Here is a 22,768-nt window from a genome sequence, read left to right on the forward strand (position 1 = left end):
GGATTTCGAGGTTTAATGACCAACAACCAATAACTATTGGCCAAGAACTAACGACTAGTATGGTGATGATGTTCGCAGCAACCGCCATGGGTATGGTCATGGCTCCCGAGAACGCGATGTGGCACCCCGTGGGCAATCAAGTCCACTTCGCAGCCGTACGTGCGGTGGAGCATTCCTTCGGTCAGGTTACCACCCTCATGATAGTGAACAGAATGGTTCACGCAAACGACGCTCTTTACCTTGTGCGAGAGCGCCATCAGGTCGTGTGTCACTATCACAATTGTCATCGTTTCACTGAATTCGGCAAGCATGTTATAAAGCGCTTCGATTCCAGCGACGTCAATGTTATTGGAAGGTTCATCCAAAAAGAGAATCTTCGGATTACAGACAAGAGAACGAGCAATCAAGACTCGCTGACGTTCACCGCCACTCAGTTCACCCAAGCGACGGTCCAGATAGCCGCCAATATGCACGCGGTCAAGCGCAGCCTTCACTTCGTCCGATTTCGGGGAAAGTCCCAGTTTGCCTGTAGCAACGCACTCGCCCACCGTAATCGGGAAATCAATATTCTTGTTCGTATTCTGCGGAACGTAACCGACAGCAACCTTTTTCGTCGGAACCTTTTCGCCAAACAAGCGCACACTTCCAGAAGTCGGCTTCAAGAGCCCGACCATCAGCCTCATCAACGTGGATTTGCCACCGCCATTCGGCCCGATAATTGCAACAAAGTCATTTTCGTCAATAGAAAGATTCACGTCCGTCAGTACGGGCGACTTTCCATAGCCAAAAGAAAGATCTTTGATGTCGATAGCAGACATTACTTTTTGCCAGCCTGTTTGAGTGCGTCAATAAACTTTTGCGTATTGCCAATAAAGTCAGCGGCGAGCGGATCCGTTTCAACAACGACAGCGCCCAAATCCTTTGCAATCGTTTCTGCAGCACGCTTGCTGAATTCCGGTTGCACAAACACGGCCTTTACGCCATTTTTGCGGCCCATCATGATAAGGTTTGCCAAATCTCTCGGTTTAGGTTCCTTGCCATTCACTTCGATTGCATATTGCTTAAGCCCGAAATCCTTGGCCAAATATCCATACGACGGATGGAACACAATAAAAGACCGGCGATTCAACGGCATATCGATAACGGTTTCTTTCAAGGTACGAGCAATAGACGTTAACTGGTTCTGAACAGCCTGGATTTGATTGATATAATAAATATCATGTCCCGGATCAAGTTTCTTGAGCGCATGGAAAATATTCTGGGCAAGGAACTTCACACGGAGCGGAGAGGTCCAAATATGCGGGTCAAATTCTTCGTCATGGTGGTGAGCCTTTCCATGATGTTCTCCATGTTCCGACTTCATCCATTCGATATTCTTGGAAATATCAACGACTTCGACTTTTTTATTTGCACCCAAAAAGCGAGGCATCCAAACTTTATCTAATCCCGAGCCATCAGAAAAATAAACCTGGGCAAGAGAAAACGCCTTGATTACAGCCGGCTTCGGTTCAAAGTTATGCGGATCGGCACCCGGCGGCAAAAGAGTCACCACATTCACGCGATCACCGCCCACCATCTTAACGAGTGTCGCATACGGTTGCAAAGAAACAGCAACGGTAATTTTTCCATCATCAGCAAAAACAATTGCAGCAGAAATAGCAACGACCAAAAACAAAAGACGAGTAAAGCGCATTATTTTTTCCCTTCTAAAAAGGCGTTAAAATCAATTTCACTAACGTTGTTGACAACAAACTCAGGTTTCACATCAAGCTTTTCGACATCCGACATTTTCGATTCGCCACACAAGGGCAACACAAAACGGCAGCCGGAGCGCTTGGCAAGTTCAAAGTCCGTATAAAGGCGGTCCCCCACGAACAAGATTTCTTCGGGGCGGTAAAGTTTCAAAAGTCCCGAAAGCATCGCCGGATTCGGCTTGCCAAAGCTCATCTCAGGTTCGACACCGTAAGCCGTCTTGAGGAGAGCCATGAAGCTACCGATATCGGGCACGGGACCGCGTTCATCAGGGCAGACAAAATCCGTATGCGTGACCCAGAACGGGATCCCACACTGTACTCTAAAGGAGAGTTCGCAAAGTTCGCGATAATCAAAGCTGTTGTGGTAAGCAACAAGCACCAGTTCCGTTTCTTCGACCGACGGGCGCAAATTGAGGCTCGGGTCCTGCGCCGCGAACCATTCGTACACTTCCGGATTCGCAAAGAAAAAGACATTCTTGATTTTGCGTTCGTGAATCGCATCGAGCGAGAGGTACAGTGCCGAAATGATGGAGTCCTTTGCAAGCGGAAGCCCCATGACCTTGAGGCGGTTCTCGTAAAAGACCGGAGATTTACTCGTGTTGTTGCTCAAGTAATAGACCGGCACGCGCTTTGCCACGCGATTGACTGTTTCAACCGCACCCGGATACGGGCGACCGCTCAAATAAAGAGTTCCGTCTAAATCAAAAACAACAGCTTTTACAGGACTTTTCACGGGATGTAATATAGAAATTTAGTCTTTAGTCTCGAGTCGCTAGTCATTGGTCTATAGTGATTTGTAGTTTGGTTTGCTATTTTTACAGCCATGAAAACTCCCGATAGCCGTTTCTATTGCCCGTTAATTACTGAGGGCACCATTGTCCTGGATGAAAACGAAAGTAGCCATGCCGTGCGCGTATGCCGTGCCGCAAATGGCGACATTCTACAGCTCTGCGACGGACTCGGGCATTATGCCGATGCAACAATCACCAAGGCAGACTCCAAGGCCTGCGAAGTGCAAGTCGACAAAGTCGAAGACGCGCCGTTCAAACGTCCGCGTTTGAACCTAGGCATCGCTTGCCTCAAGGATGATGCGCTCGAAGAAGTCGTATTTCATGTAGCGCAAACAGAAACGGACAGCATCGTCTTTTTACGTACAGACTATTCGCAGGAACCCAAGAATTCCGACTTGCACAAGCTCGTGCGCCGTTCAGAGCTCAAGAGTCTCGTGAGTTTAAAGCAATCCAAAAAAGCCTGGATGACACGCATCGAAGGCCCAATTGAGTTCAGCAAGTGGCTCAAGGATTATCAAGGCGACTTGATTCTCTGCGACATCGACGGGGAACGCAAATTGGATTTGGGTTTAGGGGAAAACGCGGACAGTTCCGAGAACACAGCAAACAATGTGCCCGCCAAGCCGGTTACTTTACTTGTAGGCCCCGAAGGCGGATTTTCTCCACGCGAAATAGAAGCAATAAAGACCTTCCAGAACGGGAAGGTCTATTTACTGAATCTCGGCAACACTCGCTTGCGAGCAAGAACAGCCGCAGTTATTGCACTAGGGAAAGTGCTGTAGCAGGTATTAGGTTTTAGGCATTAGGTAAATTATCGCGGCTCCGCCGCCCCATTACAAACGGGCGAAAGCCCGTGTTTTTTCCTAAAACCTACAACCTACCACCTAAAACCTACAAACTAACTTTCACTTTTTCGCGCATAGCCATGACAGTTGCCTTGGCTTCTTCGACTGTGTCGCGACGAGCAAGGAGAACGCCCATACGGCGGTGACCCTTGAGTTCCGGCTTTCCGAACAAGCGAAGGCCCGTATCCGGTTCTGCAAGAACTTCTTCGAGACCGCTGAACTTCACATGGTCAGAATTGCCATCGACGACGATTGCCTTTGATGCGCTCGGGCCGTGGAAAGCGATGTTCGGAATCGGGAGACCGAGAATAGCGCGGGCGTGCAATGCAAATTCAGAAAGGTCCTGAGAAATGAGCGTCACCATGCCCGTATCGTGCGGACGCGGAGAAACTTCGCTGAACAAGACTTCGTCCTTGCAGACAAACAATTCCACACCAAAGATGCCGCGACCGCCAAGAGCGTCCGTGACTTTCTTCGCAATGACCTTTGCCTGTTCCAAGAGTTCCGGCTTCATCGGCTGCGGCTGCCAAGATTCCTGATAGTCGCCACCCACCTGGTGGTGACCAATCGGTTCCAAGAAGCTGGTGCCGCCCACATGGCGAACCGTGAGCAAAGTAATTTCGTAATCGAACGGCACAAAGCCTTCGACAATCACGCGGCTAGCAGCACCAGTGCGACCACCCGTCTGGGAAATGTTCCAGGAATTTTCAACGTCGGCTTCGGTCTTGATGACACTCTGACCATGACCGGAAGAACTCATCACCGGCTTTACAACGCACGGGATACCGATTTCTTTGACCGCAGCCTTGAAATCTTCGTAGTTATCGGCAAAGCGGTACGGGCTCGTCTTGAGTCCGAGCTCTTCGGCAGCCAAGCGGCGGATGCCTTCACGGTTCATCGTAAGCTTGGTGGCCTTTGCTGTCGGAATGACGTTGTAGCCTTCCTTTTCAAGTTCCACGAGCGTGTCCGTTGCAATCGCTTCGACTTCCGGCACGATGTAATCCGGTTTTTCCTTTTCAATGACGGCGCGGAGTTCCTTGCCATCAAGCATGTTGATCACGTAGCTGCGATGAGCCACCTGCATGCCCGGAGCGTTGGCGTAACGGTCTACAGCAATCACTTCGACGCCAAGACGCATCATCTCGATGATGACTTCCTTGCCCAATTCGCCAGAACCGCAAAAGAGAACCTTTGTTGCGGTAGAACTAAGAGGTGTACCGATTTCAGCCATAAAAACTCCTTGTTGTGACTACAAATATAAATATAGTTGGCACGACCGAGGAATCACCCCCTATAAATCATCCAATTCATAATCAGAAGAACCATCATCATCGTTTTTAGGGCATACAGACAATTCCTTTACGATAGAATCTGGAATCATCTCTTTATCGGAGATAGATTCATCAACCATCACTTCAGTTTTTTGTAAAGGTTCATCCCTAAGGCAACGAACCGAAAACGCATCGCTAGTTCCTCCCCAAACGGGGCTCACTTCGTAGCTACAAAAAACATATTCTGGACAACAACGGCATTTCGTTTGCAATTTGCACTGTTTTACCAAGCGTATCGCACCACGCGGTCCCCAAAAAACAGCTATTTTACCTTCATTTTCATAACCAAAAAAGTTCAAGCCACCTGCAGGTAACGCCGCAAAGCCATATTTATCTTCACCCAAAATATCAAAACAGAAACGGTAATTTTGTTTGCATTTAGTCCAGCCCGCTTCCGGTCCCGATGACAACAGATCACCCCTGCCTCGCACATAGGTCAATAGAGTATCCCATTCTGTTTCCGTTGGCAAATGCCAACCTATGGGGCATGCACCTTGTACAGCAAAAGCCGAGACAGAGTCTCTACAACGCTTGCTTCTTACACAAAGCGAATCTGTAAGATTCATCGCAGCGCCCCACGTGTAAAGACGCCCATACTTAATGCAATTACTCGGATGGTCATCGTAGCAATAGCTTTTTTCCATCTTGTAATTCAAATTTTCCGCCATCCAAGTTTGCCCGCCAATGTTCACCATTCGGTACACCTGTCCATCGCGGGAATCCGTAAAAAATTCACCAGCGTTATTCATAACATAGGAAGGCGATTCAGCAATTTCATCGCTAGACAAATTTTTTGTAGCACTGCAGGCATCAAGCATCACAAAAGCAAGAGCGCAAATAAAAAAGAACTTAACGATTCGCTTATCCATAATCATTTTATTAATCCTTTATGCAACGAACCGAATTCATAAAAGTACTATCACCATCGTGACGCAAATACGCATTTTCGCTATCGTGAGTCAGTTCTACAAAAGACTTGGAATCAGACGAGCGCATATCTCCATTCCCTACACTCCAGAACCGAGTATTCTTAGTTTCAGCCTCATAGTCCTCTATTTTCACTTTCCAAATATCAGGAGTCCCTATGAAAAAAGCCTTACCCGCAGGAAACGCCGAAAATCCATAATCATCCGTACAATATTCACAATTTATAACAATCTTCTCTCCGAATTTCTTTTCGTACTTTTCCCAACCTGTCTTAGATTTGAGTGCTCGGCCAACAACCGAGAAAGCATTTTTTTCCAAGGACAATCCCCCTACCGCCTTAAATAAAGTTTTCCATTCTGAATCAGTCGGTAAATGCCAACCTGTCGGGCATACGTTTTTTGCGGTACTTTCTAAATAAAGGCGGCCATATTTCGAACAACCGTCAAAATTTTTGTCATAACAAAAAGTAAAACTGGTATCGTAATTTAAGTTCTCAGCCATCCAAGTTTGGGAGCCAATCGTCACTGTCTTATAGCTTCGGCCATCCCGTGAATCCGTTAAAGTTCCTTTGAAAACATCTTTCACACAACGGACAGACAAAGCCCTCCCCTTGTAATCAATTACACGACGAGCGCCCTTGTCATAATAATTCAAGAATAAACTATACGCATCATCAGCCGAATGTTCTTGAGAACTCCAAAAAAATGCATAACGTCCATTGCCATGAATAGGAATCGCATTGAACCCATAAGCATCCCAGCCATTCCCACGATTAAACCAACCTACGGTCGACTTGAATGCATTGCCTGCATAAGCAGAATCAATTACGGCATAAAACAGGATATTCAAATCTTCTTGCATCGGCAAATGCCAGCCATCAGGACACACACTCATCGCATCGACCCATGTGTAAAGGCGGCCTAGAGAACAGGCGCTATCGCTTTCATCAGCACACGAACTATTGGCCGTCTTGTAATTCAAGTTTTCAGCCATCCAAGTCCGTAAACCCATCGTGACCGTCTTGTAAACATGACCATCGCGGGAATCGACGAGAACTTCTTGAACCTTAGACGAATCATTTGGAATAAAGTTCGGATTGACTACAGAAATCGCAGAACTCGATGAAGCGAGAGGAACTTGTTGCGGCAAGCTATCGGCTTCAACAAAATGGTTCTCCGCATTGTTCATAACACAGCGAACCGATAGACCAAGTTTTTTATAATCTGCAATAAATTCTACACTGTCGCTGGAATAAGACAGAAAAACGGCATACGCATCGTCTTTATTACTATCTGTAGAACTCCAAAAAAGCGCATTGCGTTCCTTAGCATCGAAAATACGGCTAGCTTTTGTTTTAACAACAAAATCATAACCCGCAGGAATCGCTTGAAAACCGAAATTATCAAGACCATTGCCTTCATGGATCCAGCCCTTTGCAGACTTGAGCATTTTTGCGGCTAACGATGTTCCCCCCACTTGATCCATCAAGAAATCCCATTCCATTCGCGACGGCAAATGCCATCCAGCCGGGCAAACGCTCCTCGCTTCGTTCCAAGTATAAAGGCGGCCATATTTTATGCAATTGTAAACATGATTATCATAACATGTTCCGCCAAAATTCAGATTTTCAGCCATCCAGATTTGATTGCCAATTTGGGTTGTCTTATATATTTGACCATCACGCGGGTCTTTCATGGAGCCGTATGCAAGAACAGCAGGCAAGAGCAAGAAAACAACAGATAAAAGAGAACAAAGTGACCTCATAGTCTATTCCTCTAATCCATCACGCAGCGAACGGAAAAAAAGTCGCTTTGAAAACGATTCATATCAGCATAAAAGACATCATGCTTCAATTTCACGTAATAGAAATTTTTATCATCAGCCTCCTGAGAGCACCAAAAATTGGCAGACTTGCCTTCTTCCCTATCAACACTAGAGCCATAGCCAGCGGGAATTGCCGAAAATCCAAACGGATCCATTCCATTTCCATCATTTATCCAGCCTTTTTTAGACTTGAGTACACTCCCTGCAATGAATTGCCCACCCACGGCATTAAACAACGTTTCCCATTCCGATGGAGACGGCAAATGAAAACCTGCAGGGCAAACCTCCATAGCTATGCGGTTTTCGTAAAGACGACCGTACTTGGCACAGTTACTCGGAATTTTGCCATAGCAATAACTTTTACCGGGAACATCATAATTCAAATTCTCCGCCATCCACGTCTGTTCACCAATTTTTATGGTTTTATAAGTTTGTCCGTCACGTTTGTCCGTCATAAAGGACTCAACACCTTTTTCGACTTTCACCGGTAAGCTTGCAGGATTAACCTTTTCTCTAGCACCATCCTTAACGCAACGAATCGAAGACCGCGCCGAATAATCCTGGTCGATAATATTCGCCATATCCGTATAGAAAGCCAAGGACATGAAATATGCATGGTTTGAATCACTTTCTGCAAAGCTCCAAAAATCTGCATTTCCATCAGAGACTTGAACCGTTGAATAAGCAATACCTGTAGACATTGCAGAAAATCCATATTCATCTTCACAATCGTCGCAACGATCCCAACCTGTTTTAGCCTTGAGCGTCTTACCCGCTACACGTTGCCCCCCAACAGCAGAGAACAAGGTATACCATTCCGCAATTGACGGCAAATGCCAACCTACAGGACATGCATTTTTCGCATTATCCCATCCGTAATAACGACCTCGTACATCGCACGTACTATCATCAGCCCAACATTCAGAGCCCGCCATGTCATAGCTTAAATTTTCGGCCATCCATGTTTGGTCGCCTATATTTACTGTTCTATACACATGACCATCGCGGGAATCAACCATGGAATGTTCTGTGCGCAATAATGACGACGTCGGAATTCCTTGTCCATCTTCATCCATTATGCAACGAATGTAATTATCCATATACTTAGAATGTTTGTCTAAAGATATATCGTTATTATAGGAAAACAACCTATACGCCCGATCTTCATCATATATGGTAGAACTCCAAAAGCCAACATCTTTATATATTCTACGCTCATTCATCAACCTGGGCACAAACCCCACCGTATCTTTTTTATCTAATAAAGAGATCAACTTTTTCCATTCATCGTGAGAAGGTAGATGCCAGCCCGCAGGGCAAATTCCACGCACCGGATAAGTCGGAGAACACGATACCCATAGTCCACAGCCTTCACCATTTTTTGCAAATACCGCAGAACTATCCATAGCATTGCCCCATTCGTATAAACGTCCAAATCGAGCGCAATTAACGTCGAGATTATTTAGGCATTCACTGCCATCCGTTTTATAGTTCAAATTTTCGGCCATCCATGTTTGCTCACCTATTTTCATGGTCCTATAGACTTGACCATCGCGAGAGTCCACAAGAATCTCGCGAGATGACGTTTCTGATTTTACAGCAGCATCATCAGAAACCACCGTTGCATTTTTAGAAGAACTGCAGGCGACAAGCGTTGCAAAAACAGAGCAAAAAACAAAAGCAATTAACGCAACACGTTTACTCATAACTTAATCCTTGATGCAACGAATATTTGCTCCATAATTTTTTTCAGAACTGTCCCTGTAACCATCAAGTTCGACACTTTCGATGCCGCTATACATAAGCAGAAGATAGGATTTACGTTCACGCGATTCCGTAGAAGTCCAAAAGCCAGCCGTTTCGCCGGTGTATTTAAAGTTACCTTTGCCATCCCTAAGCCCAGTAGGGAGTGCCGAGAACGAATAGTCATCCGAGCCATTTCCATTGTCTTTCCAACCAACCGTTGAACGAAGCATTTTACCAGCCACAAACTTACCACCGACACCACCTATAAAATCATTACATTCTCCAAAAGACGGCAAATGCCAACCTTCAGGACAAATTCCTCGTACATGGCCCTTCGGTTTACATTTTTCATCATCCACCATGTAGCCACAACCTTTACCATTGGGGCTAAATTCACCTACGCTATCCATAGCAACAGCCCACGTATAAAAGCGACCGTATTCAGCACATTTATCTAGTTCACCCTTATAACAATAGCTATTGGCAGTTTGATAGTTCAAGTTTTGAGCCATCCAAGTCTGCGTGCCTACAGTCACCGTTTGATAAACTTGATTGTCGCGAGAATCGATCATAGTCCCCTTGATTACACTTGAAGGAGAAACAACAGAAAAAGATGAAGAAGAGCTACTTGATTTCGCAGACGAACTAGAAGACATTTTCGAGGAAGAAGACTCTACAGCATCCACATCATTCATAACACAGCGAACGGAGTGCGCTTCGCGTTCATCACTAGACAAAGAAAAAGAAAATTCTATAACGGACGCTCCAATAACAGAAGCTTTAGAAGTCACATAATCAAAATGCACAACATCATAATTCGGGGAGCGTCCAGGCCAATACAAATGTTTTTCTGGAGTCCAGAAATATGCATCAAGTCCACCCTTGAAATATTCTCCCATTTCATTTCTTTTTGCCCCAGGAAGTACCGAAAATCCATATTCATCTTTACTTTTACGGTCGTTATACCAGCTTTGGGCATCTTTAAGCTTAAATCCAGCTATAAGCGGTCCACCCACTGATTTGAACAGATTTTCCCATTCCGCACGAGTGGACAAATGCCACCCGCCTGGACATGCTTCATTTGCGGCATTCCCTTTATAAAGGCGACCATACTTAGCACAATTTTCCAGACTATCTCCAAGGCAATAGCTATCCGTTGTTTTGTAATTCAGATTTTCAGCCATCCAGGTCTGTTTACCTATTTTCACAGTCTTGTAGATTTTGCCATCACGACCATCCACCAAAGAATCTTTAACAACATTCAATGGAGATACCGTTGCAGAGCCGAGTATCGTCGCCTTCTTTTTACGAACTGGTTTCGCCTTTTTTGATTTTGCCACAGGCGGTTCACTATCTAAAACACATCGAATCGGAATTTCATAAACATCCTTGCCTTTCCCCCATTCTACAGGCTTATCATCATACAGATTTACAAACGACCGATCCATAGAACTCCAGAATTCCGCATAACCGAAATCTCCATATTTTCTTTTGCTATGGTGACGAGGCATTGATTTTTCTTTGGATTTTTGTGGAGTTTCGTACTCCTTGAGACCTGATTGAAGCGCCGTGAACCCAAAACGATCCGCAAGCTTAATGCGCGGTGTTTTTTCTTCAAACCGATGGGAAATGCCAAAATTCCATTCCAAGCCCGATGAACATTTTGACCAACCTACAATCCGACCACATTTATTGCTAGGCACGGCATGAAGCGTTCGGCCCGCCACGGAATCACCACCCACAGTTGCAAATAAAGTATTCCATTCTACAGAATCAGGTAAATGCCAGCCCGCAGGGCAAGCATTCTTTGCCGCAGCCCATTTGTAATAGCGTCCATACTCAGCACAAGAAGGAAGAGTATCCCTTTCGCAACTGCTATTTTCCATCTCGAAATTCAAGTTTTCTGCCATCCACGTCTGCGAACCAATTCTCACAGTCTTATAGGTCTGACCGTCACGCTCATCCGTCATAGAGCCGGGTTCAACAAGTACCGAAGATGATGACAAAATTTCAGTATCCGTTTTTCTTTCATTTTCCGATGTAATTTCATCCTTGACGCAACGCACCGAAAATCCACGATTTTTTTCTTCAAACTCATACGGCGAAGAAAAATCGTTTTGCATTCTCTCATACCAAGCTCTAGTCACATCTTCTTCTGAAGAACTCCAAAAAGCAGCGATATAACCCATAAGATAAGTACCGTCAATATCCTTATCCCCAGCCGGAAGCGCCGAAAATCCATAAACATCCTTACCATTACCATTTATCCAACCATCCTTAGACTTCAACCAACTCACCGGGCCAGCAACCCTTTCCAGCGTATCCCATTCAGCCTTCGTCGGCAAATGCCACCCAGCAGGGCAAGCGCCTTGTACTGGTTTTGTTAGCGAACAACGTCTATCGTAACCACATTCTTTGCCTGTTGCACGGAGAATGTTTACGCTATCTACCGCAGAAGCCCACGTATAAAGACGACCATACTTAGCGCAATTACGATATTCATTCTGGTAACAGAAACTACCCACCGTTGCGTAGTTCAAGTTTTCCGCCATCCAAGTTTGCTTTCCAATAGTTACAGTCTTGTACAGCCTGCCATCGCGGGAATCAGTTACAGATCCTTTCTCAACTTTCAAAGAAGAACTTGATTTAGCCATAGAACTAGAGGATAAATCAACAGCCGGTTCTCCTTTTAAACAGCGGACAGACATGCCAATTTTTTTGTCATCAACATCCAAATCAACTTTATCGTAATAATACAGGGACAATCCATACGCACCGTCATTCTCTTCTGAGGAACTCCAAAAGAAAGCACTTTCACCATCGGCGCTATACGAGCCATCACTAAATCGAATACCGCCCGGCAAAGCGGCAAAGCCAATTTCATCAAAGCCATTTTGTCCATTAAACCAGCCATCAGAAGACTTGAGCGCATTGCCTGCCAAATTCAATTTTATCACATAAGCCCAACCATCCCTTATACGTTGTCTCCACTTACCCAGTAAATTTTGCAATTCACTTTTTGTTGGCAAATGCCAGCCTACAGGGCAAGCATTCTGAGCGGCCGACCATGTATAAAGTCTTCCGTATTTATCGCAATTCGAATCGTCATTCGCCCGACAATAACTCTCATCTTTTTTGTAATTGAGATTTTGAGCCATCCAAACTTGACCACGGAATTTTACAGTCTTGTAAATTTGACCATCACGGGTATCAACCAAAGAATCTAATTCAACCTTTTGAGATGACGATGAGCTTGTCGCCGATTCTGAACTTGAGTAATTCGACAATTCAAGGCTATCGTTTTGCACGCATCGAACTGAAAAAGCAGATTCTGGAAGATTTTTATTAATACTAATAGAATCCTTATAGTAGTAGAAAGACACACTATTCGAATCTACCGAGCTCCAGAATACAGCATTCTTTTCTTCTGCAATATAATAGACATCATCCTTTTTGGAGAAAAAATCCCCGAAAGAATTCGGTCCGCCCTTTGCACCAGCCGGAAGCACAGAAAATCCATAATCATCTACGCCATTACCCCCATTCAGCCAGCCAAATGAAGATTTAAGATTTTTACCTGCGGAATTTTTTCCACCTACAAAAGAAAACAACGCATTCCATTCGGTTGTATCGGGAAGATGCCAACCTACAGGACATGCATTTACCGCCTGTTTTTGTGGATAAAGATATCCGAATTTGACACAGTTGCTAATGAAGCCTTCATAACAATAACTAGAAATTCGCTCCTCTTCGTATCCTTCCTCACCCATTGCCTCAAAGCCATTTCCATATACAATAAACTTGTAATATTTTTCGAATTTATAATTCAGGTTTTCGGCCATCCAAGTCTGTTCGCCGATTTTCACGGTCTTATAAATTTGGCCGTCACGGTTATCTGTCATGGTTCCGTATTCAACACCATCACGCAGAGGATTTTCCGCATCGCTAGACGAATTTCGTGTAGAGCCACACGCAGCCAAAACTACAAGTATAAACATACTTGCAACAGACAGAAAAGCACATCGTTTACTCATGATCCTCATCCTTTATTAAGGATATAAATACAAATTTAGTAAACGAATTTCCAACTAAATTTTGGAAAAAAGAACTTATTAGAACTTCATATCCACAGGATTGAAGTTGAATTTCACGCCAGAGCGGATCCAAGCATCGGAACCATCTTCATTTTTGTCGTGTGCAAGATTGCGGAACACACGGAATCCACCTCCTGCATAGAATTTGAACCAATCCGACACTTTTCTTTCATACAAAACATCAACGAGGAACTGTTTTTCAACAACGCCTGAAAGTGAATTTTCTGATTTCAGCGCTTTGTCATAATCCGTATAAATTTCCTTATTGCCTTGGCGGAGCCAAGCAAGAGTAAGCGATGCCGAATGAACACTCCATTTCCAGTTCATATCAAACCACAAATCAAGTGCATCACCACCACGGCGGTACCCTACAGGATAATCGACAAAATAAGCATCGGCATAATCACTGTCGCCCTGCTCGCGGTAGTTACTGCGGTAATTGCGACGTCCCGTATACTTCAAAAGCGGGAGTCTGCTATTGCCTGCCGCCGGATCTGTTTTCACAACATCCAAGCGCCACGAGAATTTGCCGTAGTTGCGGGTTTCAAGTTCGTGATAGTAGCCCACCATGTAATTAATAATGGAGCGGTTTGTTCCCATCTTTTTGTCTTCGCCAACCGGGCTTGCAATATCTTCCATATTAATTTGCGTATAGAATTTTGCACCATTCGAAGTCTTGTACCCTAATTCAACGGAAGTCGCTGCAGAAGTATATCCCGTCGCATAATTATCATGCCAATACATGAACGGGTTGAACGAGCGGAATTCCAAGGACTTGCCACCAATCATACTTTGTTCCACAAGGTAAAGCCAGAACTTGCGCGTATCTACACCGAGTCTATGGAAAACCAAGTTCTTCACATTTTCCGTATAAGTGCGATTGCGCTGATTGCTCACCTGATGACCAGGCTGCGTACATTTTTGGGCATACGCTTCGCTACCTTCCGGCGGGCAACCCGTCTCGTGATTTATCACATCATAAAAAAGCCAAGCATTCAACGAACTCAATAAAAAGTCATAACGGAAAATTCCAATTTTCAAATTCCAGTGAATACCATCATGGTATGGCAAGCCACCAAGGAATATATCATTCTTGGAAATTTTCAAGTCTTCAGGGTCAAAACGACCGAACTGAACGAAACCCACAGAGTTATCCCACTTGGCATAAGCGTTAATCGGGACATTGATATCAAGTTCACTAGGCTTGTAGGTGAAATTCGTCTTAAGTTCGCTATTATACCAAGCCTCCAAATCCTTGCGCAAAGGAGCTTCGAGCAAGAAATGGAAATTCTTGTAGCCAGCGCGGAAGCTCAGCATAAAGAACGGCTCAACGCGTTCCTCGTAACTGCGGGCCGTTTCGAGCGGAATGCGGAGACCACGCCAATTTTTGCCATACTTATCGACAGTATCCACGGCAAACATCGGGTCAGTCGGGCCACCGTTAAAACCGATATTAAAATCAGTCCCCAACTGGAAATAACCGGATTTCGGTTCGGACTTCTCCGAGACATTTTCAGCCGAAGCAAACACCGCCACAGCCGCCAAGCAAGCAAATAATAATGTACGAGATAACATAATATAAATGTATAAAAAGTTTTTTAAAAGGAGATGCCCGCTCAAGGCGGGCATGACAAATCAGGTATGAAGCGGGTACACCGTGAGCCATAAGCGACACGGCGTAAGCGTGCCGTGTTGGCGACCTTTGACAACTTAGTGCTTTAGCACTTATGTGGGCATGGCCACCTTTAGGTGGTAGTGAGGCGAAGACGGAGCTTTTCTATTAAATCAAAGCGGAGCGGACACCCGTGAGCCATAAGCGGCACGGCGTAAGCGTGCCGTGTTGGCGAGAGCGTAGCGCCGACGGAGCTTTTCTATTGATTCAGAGCGAAGCGGGCACAAGAAGGACCACCCAGGCAGGGAGACCCGGGTGATCCCTTGTGTTGTGGTAGGTGCGCACTCACGCACCCGTGTGTGTGTGTTCTTTCTCGGAGGCGCACTCGAAAACATTCGAACGCACCAGGTCGAATTTTTGGGTATTACAATGTAGGCTAATCGTTATACACGATTAGAACAAGTCATTCATACGCATGAAGGCCGGCAAGTCGTAATCGACATTGCTTTCCTTGAGTGCGTCTTCGGAACCTTTCTGGTTACGCATGAAAGCCGGAGTACCATAGTCCACAGCGCTCACCTGTTCGGTCTGAGCCGGACGAGATTCCTGCTTGAAGGAGTTTGCGTAATTGCCGTTAGAAAGCGGATCTGCATCGGCAGCACCCGGCATTTCTTCCGTTTCGCGGAGCGTTGCAGTTGCGGTTGCAACAGCTTCTTCTGCATAGCCGGCCTTTGCGTCAAAGCTCGGGGAAGCAAAAGAAGATGCCGGAGCGAACATGGCCGCAGCCTGGTTCATCGGAGTTGCCGGACGAGCGCTTGCATAGGTGTTCTGCGGAGCAGAAGCGTAAGACGGAGCGGCAGAAACGGTACGCTGAGCAACAGCCGGAGCAACGACAGTCGGAGCAGCAGCAGGCATTGCAGCGGTCGGCATTGCAGATGCCGGCATAGCAGCAGTAGCACGGCCAGCGAGAGCGACGAAGTTAGTCGTCGGACGCGGAGTAGCCTGCACCGGAGCAGCCGGGGTCTGATAAGCCGGCTGGTAACCAGCAGTACCAATACCAGCGTAGCCTACAGCAGCAGCATTGTTCGTGCCACCGCAACCCGTTGCGATAATGGTGATGCAAACCTTGTCGCCAAGTTCCGGAAGAGTGATATCACCGACGATGATGTTCGGATTGCCTTCTTCGCCCACAGCGTCGTAAATGTGTTCCATTGCTTCGTTGTGTTCGAGCAAGGAGTAGTTTTCGCCATGAGAGACGTTGATGAGCACGCCAGAAGCACCCTGAATATCGATATCTTCGAGAAGCGGAGAAGAAAGAGCTGCATCGGCAGCGGCAACACCGCGGCCTTCGCCTTCAGCCGTACCCGTACCCATGAGAGCGGAACCGCCCTTGAGCATAACCTTGCGGATATCAGCAAAGTCAACATGCACAAGACCATGACGGAACATGATGCTGCAGATGCTCTGCACTGCATTGCCGAGGATTTCGTCAGCCATCTTGAAGGCTTCATCAACAGTTGCGTTCTTGTTCGTGTTCTGGATGAGGTTCAAGAGTTTCTTGTTTTCGATAACGATGATGGTGTCAGCAGCTTCGCGGAGAGCGCGAACGCCATTCTGAGCCAAGGAATTACGTACATTACCTTCGAAGCGGAACGGCTTTGTGACAACGGCAACCGTAAGGATGCCAAGTTCACGAGCAACAGTTGCAACGATCGGAGCAGCACCCGTACCGGTACCACCGCCCATGCCTGCAGTAACGAACACGAGGTCTGCACCCATCATGGCCTTTTTCAAGTCATCGATGTTTTCTTCGACAGCCTTGCGACCCATTTCCGGATCCATGCCAGCACCGAGATTTCTCGTGCTCTTTTCACCGATAAGGATCTTGTGGTCAGCGAGACTCTGGTCAAGAGCCATAGCATCGGTATTGATAGCGTAGTATTCTACACCTTCAATATTCATCTGCTTCATGCGGTTAACTGTGTTACCGCCGGCACCGCCGACGCCAAACACCTTTACCTTGGCGTTTCTGGATGGAGTATCGTCACCTGTGATACGAGACATTGCCTCGAAGTTGATGTTTTCATAGTCACTCATAGTTTATCTCCCTGATTTGAGTGGTTTAACGGTTAAAAGTAAGTCTTGATGATGTCGCGAATGCGCTGCATACCCTTCTTTACAGAAACGAGCAATTGGGTATCCGTGTCACGCTGTTTTCTTTCGCGATGTTTCTTGTTCGCGTAGTACAAAAGGCCAATGCCCGTTGCATAAGACGGATTCTGGAATGCTTCCTGAATGCCGCTCATGCCTCTCGGCTTACCGATATGGACTGGCTTCTTGAATACTTTAGCTGCAATTTCTTCAATTCCAGGAAGGTTGCAGCAGCCACCCGTAAGTACAATACCGCCATCAATAACGGTATCCAGGTGATGCTTTTCCAAATCCTTCGCCAAAAGCTTGAAGATTTCTGCAACACGCGCAGTAATAATTTGTGCCAAAAGTTTACGAGAACAAAGAACTTCTCCACGGTCACCCACACCTGGGACCGGGAAGGTTTCATCTTCAATCAAATTGTTGAGCGAACATGTGCCATACTTTTTCTTGAGTTCTTCGGCCTTAGTGAGAGAAACCGGAACCTGAAGGCACTTGCTAATATCACTTGTAATAATGTTACCGGCCATATCAAGCGATGCCGTATAACGCACTGAATCCTTCACAAACACGGCCACGTCGGCAGAACCTGCACCAATGTCAATCAACGCTACACCAAGTTCGCGTTCATCATTCGAAAGCACTGCAGATGCAGCCGCAAGCGGTTCAAGCACAAAGCCTGCTACCTGAAGCCCTGCACGAGTCACGCACTTTGCAATATCCTGGAGAGCGTTCGGGCGTGAGGTAACCACCTGAACTTCAACACCGAGGCGACGGCCAGAATAGCCCTTGGGATTGCGGATACCCGTTCTGTCATCCAGCGTATACTCACCCGGGAAAACATGGATGATTTCGCCAGCCTTGTCGGGAAGCGTACTTGCAAGTCTCTGGACGTTCACGATATCTTCATCGCGGACTTCGTTTGTTGGTAACGATACCAGACCCTTATAGCTGTAAGACGACACATGCTTACCCGCAATGCCCACATAGACATCGCGCACATCGACACCAGCCGATGATTCAAGCATATGGACGGCCTTCTGCAATGTCTCGACGACAGAATCGTATTCATCGGACGATTCCAGCGGGAAGTCACCACATTCCACGACTCGGACGGATTCACCTTCCGAGATGCCGACAAACAAATTTACTTTCGAGGCACCGATATCGAGCCCGAAAATATAGTCCTCTTTTTTGACCATTTGCTTATTGTCATCCATTGATACACCTCTTATCGATGTTTTTTATATACGCAAATCCATGAAATCTCATATCGACCTCGCTAGCGCAAAGGAGATCTCTCCTAAAGCCCTTTCCGATAGCATCGTACAGAGTAAACAGATCCTTATCCCAGTTCGATTCCGGGAACATCACGCGGAATCCAACATCCTTGAAGAACACTTCAAATGCACGGTCTTTTTCAGACCAGCCCACTTGCGAAACGCGTTCGTAAAGTTGCTTATCCATCTTGCGCATGGCCGACAGGAACAAAGCCACTTGCTTTACCTTCCCCACCGATTCATTTTCAAGAATCGGCATGTGGAGAGCTGTCATCATGGACATCGGAAGCGAAAGACCTCTTTCGGAATAGACCGTTCCCTTGCCGTTTTCGAGAACCGACAAAATCGGGGATGCTTCCTGAATCTTGATGAACAAAGACGACGGGAACTTGCTTTCGACTTCAGCTGAATGGATTAATGGAATCTGCAAGAGCGATTTCTTGACAGAGTCTGCATCCAGTTCCGACATGAGCATGCCTGTTTCCACCTGGGCGCTCTGCACCACATCTTCCCAAGAAAGCATGCGATTGCCTTCAATTTCGATGTACTGCAAATGCCTGAATTCTAGCGGGTTAATTTGGTTCAAATAGAAACGACTCTGCCACAGTGCAACGCAGGCGATGACAAAGAGCAAGGTCAAAATCCAACCCTTGCGCTTGTACCAACGAACAGCACTGCCAATACGCTTCCGTCTAATACGGGAGCGCTTGCGTCTGCGCTTACGTTCGTTGTAGCCGATCCGTCGACCGAACATGTTCGTATCTTCTAAACTCAAATACTCTTCTCCAAAATCGTCTGGCCGAGTTTCCAAATGTTACCGGCGCCCATCAGAACAATCACATCGTTCGGCTTAAGCAAATCCTTGCAAACCGGAATCAAGTTGTTCACATCGCCAATAAAGCGGGCATCACGATGGCCGCGGTCAGCAGCGCTGTTTGCCACCATGGCGCCCGTCACGCCTTCAATCGGCTTTTCACGAGACGGATAAATGTCTGTCACCAAGAGCACATCGCAGTTCGAGAACGCGCTACCAAAAGCTTCATGCTGGTCGCGGGTACGCGTAAACAAATGCGGCTGGAAAGCGACAATAATACGCTTGTCCGGGAACGCTTCGCGGAAACCGAGAAGTGTTGCCGTTGCTTCGGTCGGATGGTGAGCGTAGTCATCAAAGACCATCACACCATTCTTTTCGCCAATGAATTCAAAGCGGCGCTTCACGCCTTCGAAAGCAGCTACAGCCTTGCGGGCAACTTCAATCGAAATACCTTCTTCAACAGCAAGTGCCACAGCAGCCGTTGCGTTTAAAACGTTATGACGGCCTGGAATCTGGAGCTTGAATTCACCGAGGCTCTTGCCATCACAGAGGATTTCAAACTGCGGATAGCCCTTCACAAACGTGAGGTTTTCGACGCGGTACTTTGCTTGGCGCGTAAAGCCGTAAGTAATCACCGGCTTCTTGAGGTGCGCCAAAATCTGCTGCACGTTCGGATCGTCAAGGCATACAATCACCTGACCGTAGAACGGAATCTTGTTTGCAAACTGCGTGAAAGCATCCTTGATGGCATCGATATTCTCGTAAGTATCGAGATGGTCGGCATCGATGTTCGTGATGATTGCCGAAGACGGCATCATCGAAAGGAAGCTGCGGTCAAATTCGTCACTTTCGGCAATGAGGTAATCGCCATGGCCCACCTTGGCACCACTACACTTCCCCTTCACAATGCCACCCACGATGATTGTCGGGTCAAGGCCAGCTTCTTCCCAAATAGCGCCAACGATAGAAGTCGTTGTCGTCTTGCCGTGCGTACCGGCAATGGAAAGCGTGTACTTGAGACGCATCAGTTCACCGAGCATTTCGGCACGGCGGATCACCGGAATACGGCGGTTGCGAGCTTCGACAAGTTCCGGATTGTCAAACGGAATAGCAGAAGAATAAACGACCAAGTCTGCATCTACGACATTTTTCGCTTCGTGCTTCGGGTCAATGCGAATGCCAAGACCTTTCAGATAGTCAATGACAGCACCTTCGCCCATATCGGAACCCGTCACCACAAAGCCATTTTCATGGAGCACTTCGGCAATACCGGACATACCGGCGCCACCGATACCCACAAAATGAAGGCGACGAACACGTTTACAATCATTAATCTGCATTACGTTCTCTCCATATCCAGAATAATTTTCGCAATTTGGTCAGCAGCATCGGGCATGCCAAGCGTTTTAGCGGCTTCGCTCATTTTCTCCAGACGTTCTGTATCGTACAGGAGCGCTTCTACCTTATTCCAAAGATCGTTCGGTTCATCATCAAGTTCCACAAGAGCGGCCCCGGCGTGTTCAACAACGCGGGCATTGTGTTCCTGATGGTTTGCAGTTGCATGCGGGTACGGGAGCAAAATAGACGGTTTGCCAAACGCAAGAATTTCAGCAAGTCCCGAAGCTCCAGCACGGCTGATAATCAAATCAGCATGTTTCATGTACGCATAAATGTTATCCAAGAATCCGCGGACTGCAACGTTCGGCAAAATGCCAAGACGGTTGTTGATATCGTCCACGTTCTTTGCGCCCACCTGCCACACTACGCTAATATCTTCGTGGGCGGCAATGCGGCCAATGCTTTCTTCAATCTTGTTGTTGATGCCCACAGCACCCTGGGAGCCACCGACAATGAACACGGCCTTACGACCTTCACGGAATTCCACCGGACGAGCCAAGGAATCTGCAGCAGGCAAATCACGAATCGGGTTCCCAAGAATACGAGTCTTTTCTATCGGGAAACCCTTCATTGCTTCTTCAGAAGTAACAAAGACCGTCTTTGCGTAGCGAGCGCCGACCTTGTTTGCAATACCGGCAACAGCATTCTGTTCCTGCAAATAAACCGGCTTGCCCATAGAACCTGCAGCAAGTACAATCGGGAGCGACACATAGCCACCCGTTGCAACAACAACATCGGGGTTCACCTTCTTCACAACACTCTTTGCACGAATGAGCGATTTCGAAAGTTTGAACGGCAAAGCCAAATTTTTAAGGAACGGTCCACGATGCAGAGGAACGGCCGAAATATATTCGTACGGCCAATCCTTAGCAACAAGGCGTTCTTCCATAGAATCCTTGCGGCCAGCAAACGTAATATCCGTAACACCCATCTTCTTTAAACTCTCGGCAATAGCCACTGCCGGGAATATGTGGCCACCAGTGCCACCGCAAACAAAGAGGAACTTTTTCATATAGAACTCCTTCTTGTCCTAAAATTCATGAACGAACCCGTGTCGAACGAAACATTGTTGCTTATATAAGGTTCACGAATGCTCTTTCCACTCGTCGGGCGCGAAATATTCAACAAAATTCCAATAAATGCTGCCGTAACCATCAAGTTCGTTCCGCCATAGCTAATAAACGGAAGCGGTTGACCAGTGGCCGGAATAAGCCTAACGCAAACACAAACGTGAATCACGAAATTCATGAACACCGAAGTCGTAAGCGCCACAGCCAAATACCTACCAAATCGAGTCGTCGAAGCCCTTGCAATGTTATAGCCCTGCGAGAACAAAATCGCAAAAGCAAGCAAGACCAAGAACGTACCCACAAATCCAAATTCTTCACCAATCACAGCATACACAACGTCTTTATGCGCTTCGGGCAAGTAACCCAGCTTCTGTTCGCCCATGCCAATTCCAGTTCCGAGGAATCCGCCATTTCCGAGCGCTTCAAGAGCATGATCCACCTGGTACTGCGAATTCTTCATAGTGCCATCGTTAGTAAAGAACGCAAGAATACGCTGGCGGGTATGCGACTTGCAAAGCATCGCGATAATTCCCATCGGCACACTCACCAAAACGCCCAAGCCCACATACTTATAGTTCGCGCCTGCAATCATGAGCAGCACAAGCAACAACGTGCAGAACATGATAAACATCGAGTAGTTCGGCTGGCTCAAAAGCAGAACCGCAGAAATACCAAGAGGAACCGCTGGTTGGATAATCGTACACTTGAGCGACTTGATTTCGTCGCCCGCATCCGAAAGTTTCGAACAAATCCAAATGATAAACGCAAACTTCAAAATTTCAGAAGGCTGGATACCAAAAATCCAACGAGAAGCACCCTTCGTCGCAACACCTGAAATGGTTGCTGCCAAAGTAAGGACAGCACCCACGCCAAAGATAAAGCGAGCAAGGACCTTCCACAACGCATAATCAATCTTGCAGAACACCGCCAAAATAATCACCGAAGCAATAACCTTCGAAAGATGGGCCATGAGATAGTGTTCTGGGGACAAGTTCTTAGAAGATGCAACAGGGGCAGACGCAGAATAGATAATAGCTACGCCAAAGCACATTAATATTAATGTGACAAACAGCAAAAGCTTGTTCATTCCTTGTGTCTGAGCCGTTGAAGACATTTTAACTACAAATCCCT

16 protein-coding genes are annotated in these 22,768 nt (G+C 46.6%); 1 reads left to right on the plus strand and 15 read right to left on the minus strand.

Annotated features, from left to right (window positions below; translation table 11 throughout):
* Positions 1-47: 47 nt before the first annotated feature.
* Genes BUQ91_RS14895 through BUQ91_RS14905 form a run of 3 tightly spaced genes read right to left on the minus strand, consistent with a single transcriptional unit; the run spans position 48 to position 2,487 of the window.
* Positions 48-818, minus strand: coding sequence for a metal ABC transporter ATP-binding protein (locus BUQ91_RS14895; protein ID WP_074209849.1), 771 nt, complete (start codon positions 816-818; stop codon positions 48-50).
* Positions 818-1,693, minus strand: a complete 876-nt coding sequence (locus tag BUQ91_RS14900; protein WP_254842392.1) for a metal ABC transporter solute-binding protein, Zn/Mn family — start codon at positions 1,691-1,693, stop codon at positions 818-820. The genes BUQ91_RS14895 and BUQ91_RS14900 overlap by 1 nt, the downstream gene beginning before the upstream one ends.
* Positions 1,693-2,487, minus strand: coding sequence for an HAD-IIA family hydrolase (locus BUQ91_RS14905; RefSeq protein ID WP_074209851.1), 795 nt, complete (start codon positions 2,485-2,487; stop codon positions 1,693-1,695). Before BUQ91_RS14905 ends, BUQ91_RS14900 begins: the two co-directional genes overlap by 1 nt.
* Positions 2,488-2,577: 90 nt before the next feature.
* Between BUQ91_RS14905 and BUQ91_RS14910 the strand changes: the two genes are divergently transcribed.
* On the plus strand, positions 2,578-3,327 hold the full coding sequence (locus BUQ91_RS14910; RefSeq protein ID WP_074209852.1) for a 16S rRNA (uracil(1498)-N(3))-methyltransferase: 750 nt from the start codon (positions 2,578-2,580) through the stop codon (positions 3,325-3,327).
* A gap of 109 nt (positions 3,328-3,436) precedes the next feature.
* On the opposite strand, the gene purT is transcribed toward BUQ91_RS14910, so the two are convergent.
* From purT to ftsW, 12 genes are all read right to left on the minus strand, one after another.
* Complete coding sequence (gene purT, locus BUQ91_RS14915; RefSeq protein WP_072826730.1) at positions 3,437-4,621, minus strand: formate-dependent phosphoribosylglycinamide formyltransferase; 1,185 nt, start codon at positions 4,619-4,621, stop codon at positions 3,437-3,439.
* 60 nt (positions 4,622-4,681) lie between these two features.
* Positions 4,682-5,596 carry an FISUMP domain-containing protein gene (locus BUQ91_RS14920; RefSeq protein ID WP_074209853.1) on the minus strand — a complete coding sequence of 305 codons (915 nt, stop codon included), beginning with the start codon at positions 5,594-5,596 and terminating at the stop codon, positions 4,682-4,684.
* A gap of 4 nt (positions 5,597-5,600) precedes the next feature.
* Positions 5,601-7,412 carry an FISUMP domain-containing protein gene (locus tag BUQ91_RS14925; RefSeq protein ID WP_074209854.1) on the minus strand — a complete coding sequence of 604 codons (1,812 nt, stop codon included), beginning with the start codon at positions 7,410-7,412 and terminating at the stop codon, positions 5,601-5,603.
* 11 nt (positions 7,413-7,423) lie between these two features.
* On the minus strand, positions 7,424-9,178 hold the full coding sequence (locus BUQ91_RS14930) for an FISUMP domain-containing protein (protein WP_074209855.1): 1,755 nt from the start codon (positions 9,176-9,178) through the stop codon (positions 7,424-7,426).
* A 3-nt stretch (positions 9,179-9,181) separates the two neighbouring features.
* The gene (locus tag BUQ91_RS14935; protein WP_175566650.1) at positions 9,182-13,252 is read right to left on the minus strand and encodes an FISUMP domain-containing protein; all 4,071 of its coding nucleotides are present in this window, start codon (positions 13,250-13,252) and stop codon (positions 9,182-9,184) included.
* 78 nt (positions 13,253-13,330) lie between these two features.
* Positions 13,331-14,887: a hypothetical protein gene (locus BUQ91_RS14940; protein ID WP_254842393.1), complete on the minus strand. Its 1,557-nt coding sequence runs from the start codon at positions 14,885-14,887 to the stop codon at positions 13,331-13,333.
* 490 nt (positions 14,888-15,377) lie between these two features.
* Complete coding sequence (gene ftsZ, locus BUQ91_RS14945) at positions 15,378-17,021, minus strand: cell division protein FtsZ (RefSeq protein WP_074209857.1); 1,644 nt, start codon at positions 17,019-17,021, stop codon at positions 15,378-15,380.
* A 32-nt stretch (positions 17,022-17,053) separates the two neighbouring features.
* The gene (gene ftsA / locus BUQ91_RS14950; RefSeq protein ID WP_072826724.1) at positions 17,054-18,295 is read right to left on the minus strand and encodes a cell division protein FtsA; all 1,242 of its coding nucleotides are present in this window, start codon (positions 18,293-18,295) and stop codon (positions 17,054-17,056) included.
* Entirely contained in the window at positions 18,288-19,130 is an 843-nt protein-coding gene (locus BUQ91_RS14955) for a cell division protein FtsQ/DivIB (RefSeq protein ID WP_254794248.1), read from the minus strand. The genes ftsA and BUQ91_RS14955 overlap by 8 nt, the downstream gene beginning before the upstream one ends.
* On the minus strand, positions 19,127-20,509 hold the full coding sequence (murC, locus tag BUQ91_RS14960; protein WP_074209858.1) for a UDP-N-acetylmuramate--L-alanine ligase: 1,383 nt from the start codon (positions 20,507-20,509) through the stop codon (positions 19,127-19,129). Before murC ends, BUQ91_RS14955 begins: the two co-directional genes overlap by 4 nt.
* Positions 20,509-21,579 carry an undecaprenyldiphospho-muramoylpentapeptide beta-N-acetylglucosaminyltransferase gene (gene murG, locus BUQ91_RS14965; RefSeq protein ID WP_072826722.1) on the minus strand — a complete coding sequence of 357 codons (1,071 nt, stop codon included), beginning with the start codon at positions 21,577-21,579 and terminating at the stop codon, positions 20,509-20,511. Before murG ends, murC begins: the two co-directional genes overlap by 1 nt.
* A complete protein-coding gene (gene ftsW / locus BUQ91_RS14970; protein ID WP_074209859.1) occupies positions 21,576-22,751 on the minus strand; it encodes a putative lipid II flippase FtsW in 1,176 nt (391 codons plus the stop codon). Before ftsW ends, murG begins: the two co-directional genes overlap by 4 nt.
* Positions 22,752-22,768: the final 17 nt, after the last annotated feature.

Source organism: Fibrobacter sp. UWB11 (assembly GCF_900143015.1).
Classification (GTDB): Bacteria; Fibrobacterota; Fibrobacteria; order Fibrobacterales; family Fibrobacteraceae; genus Fibrobacter.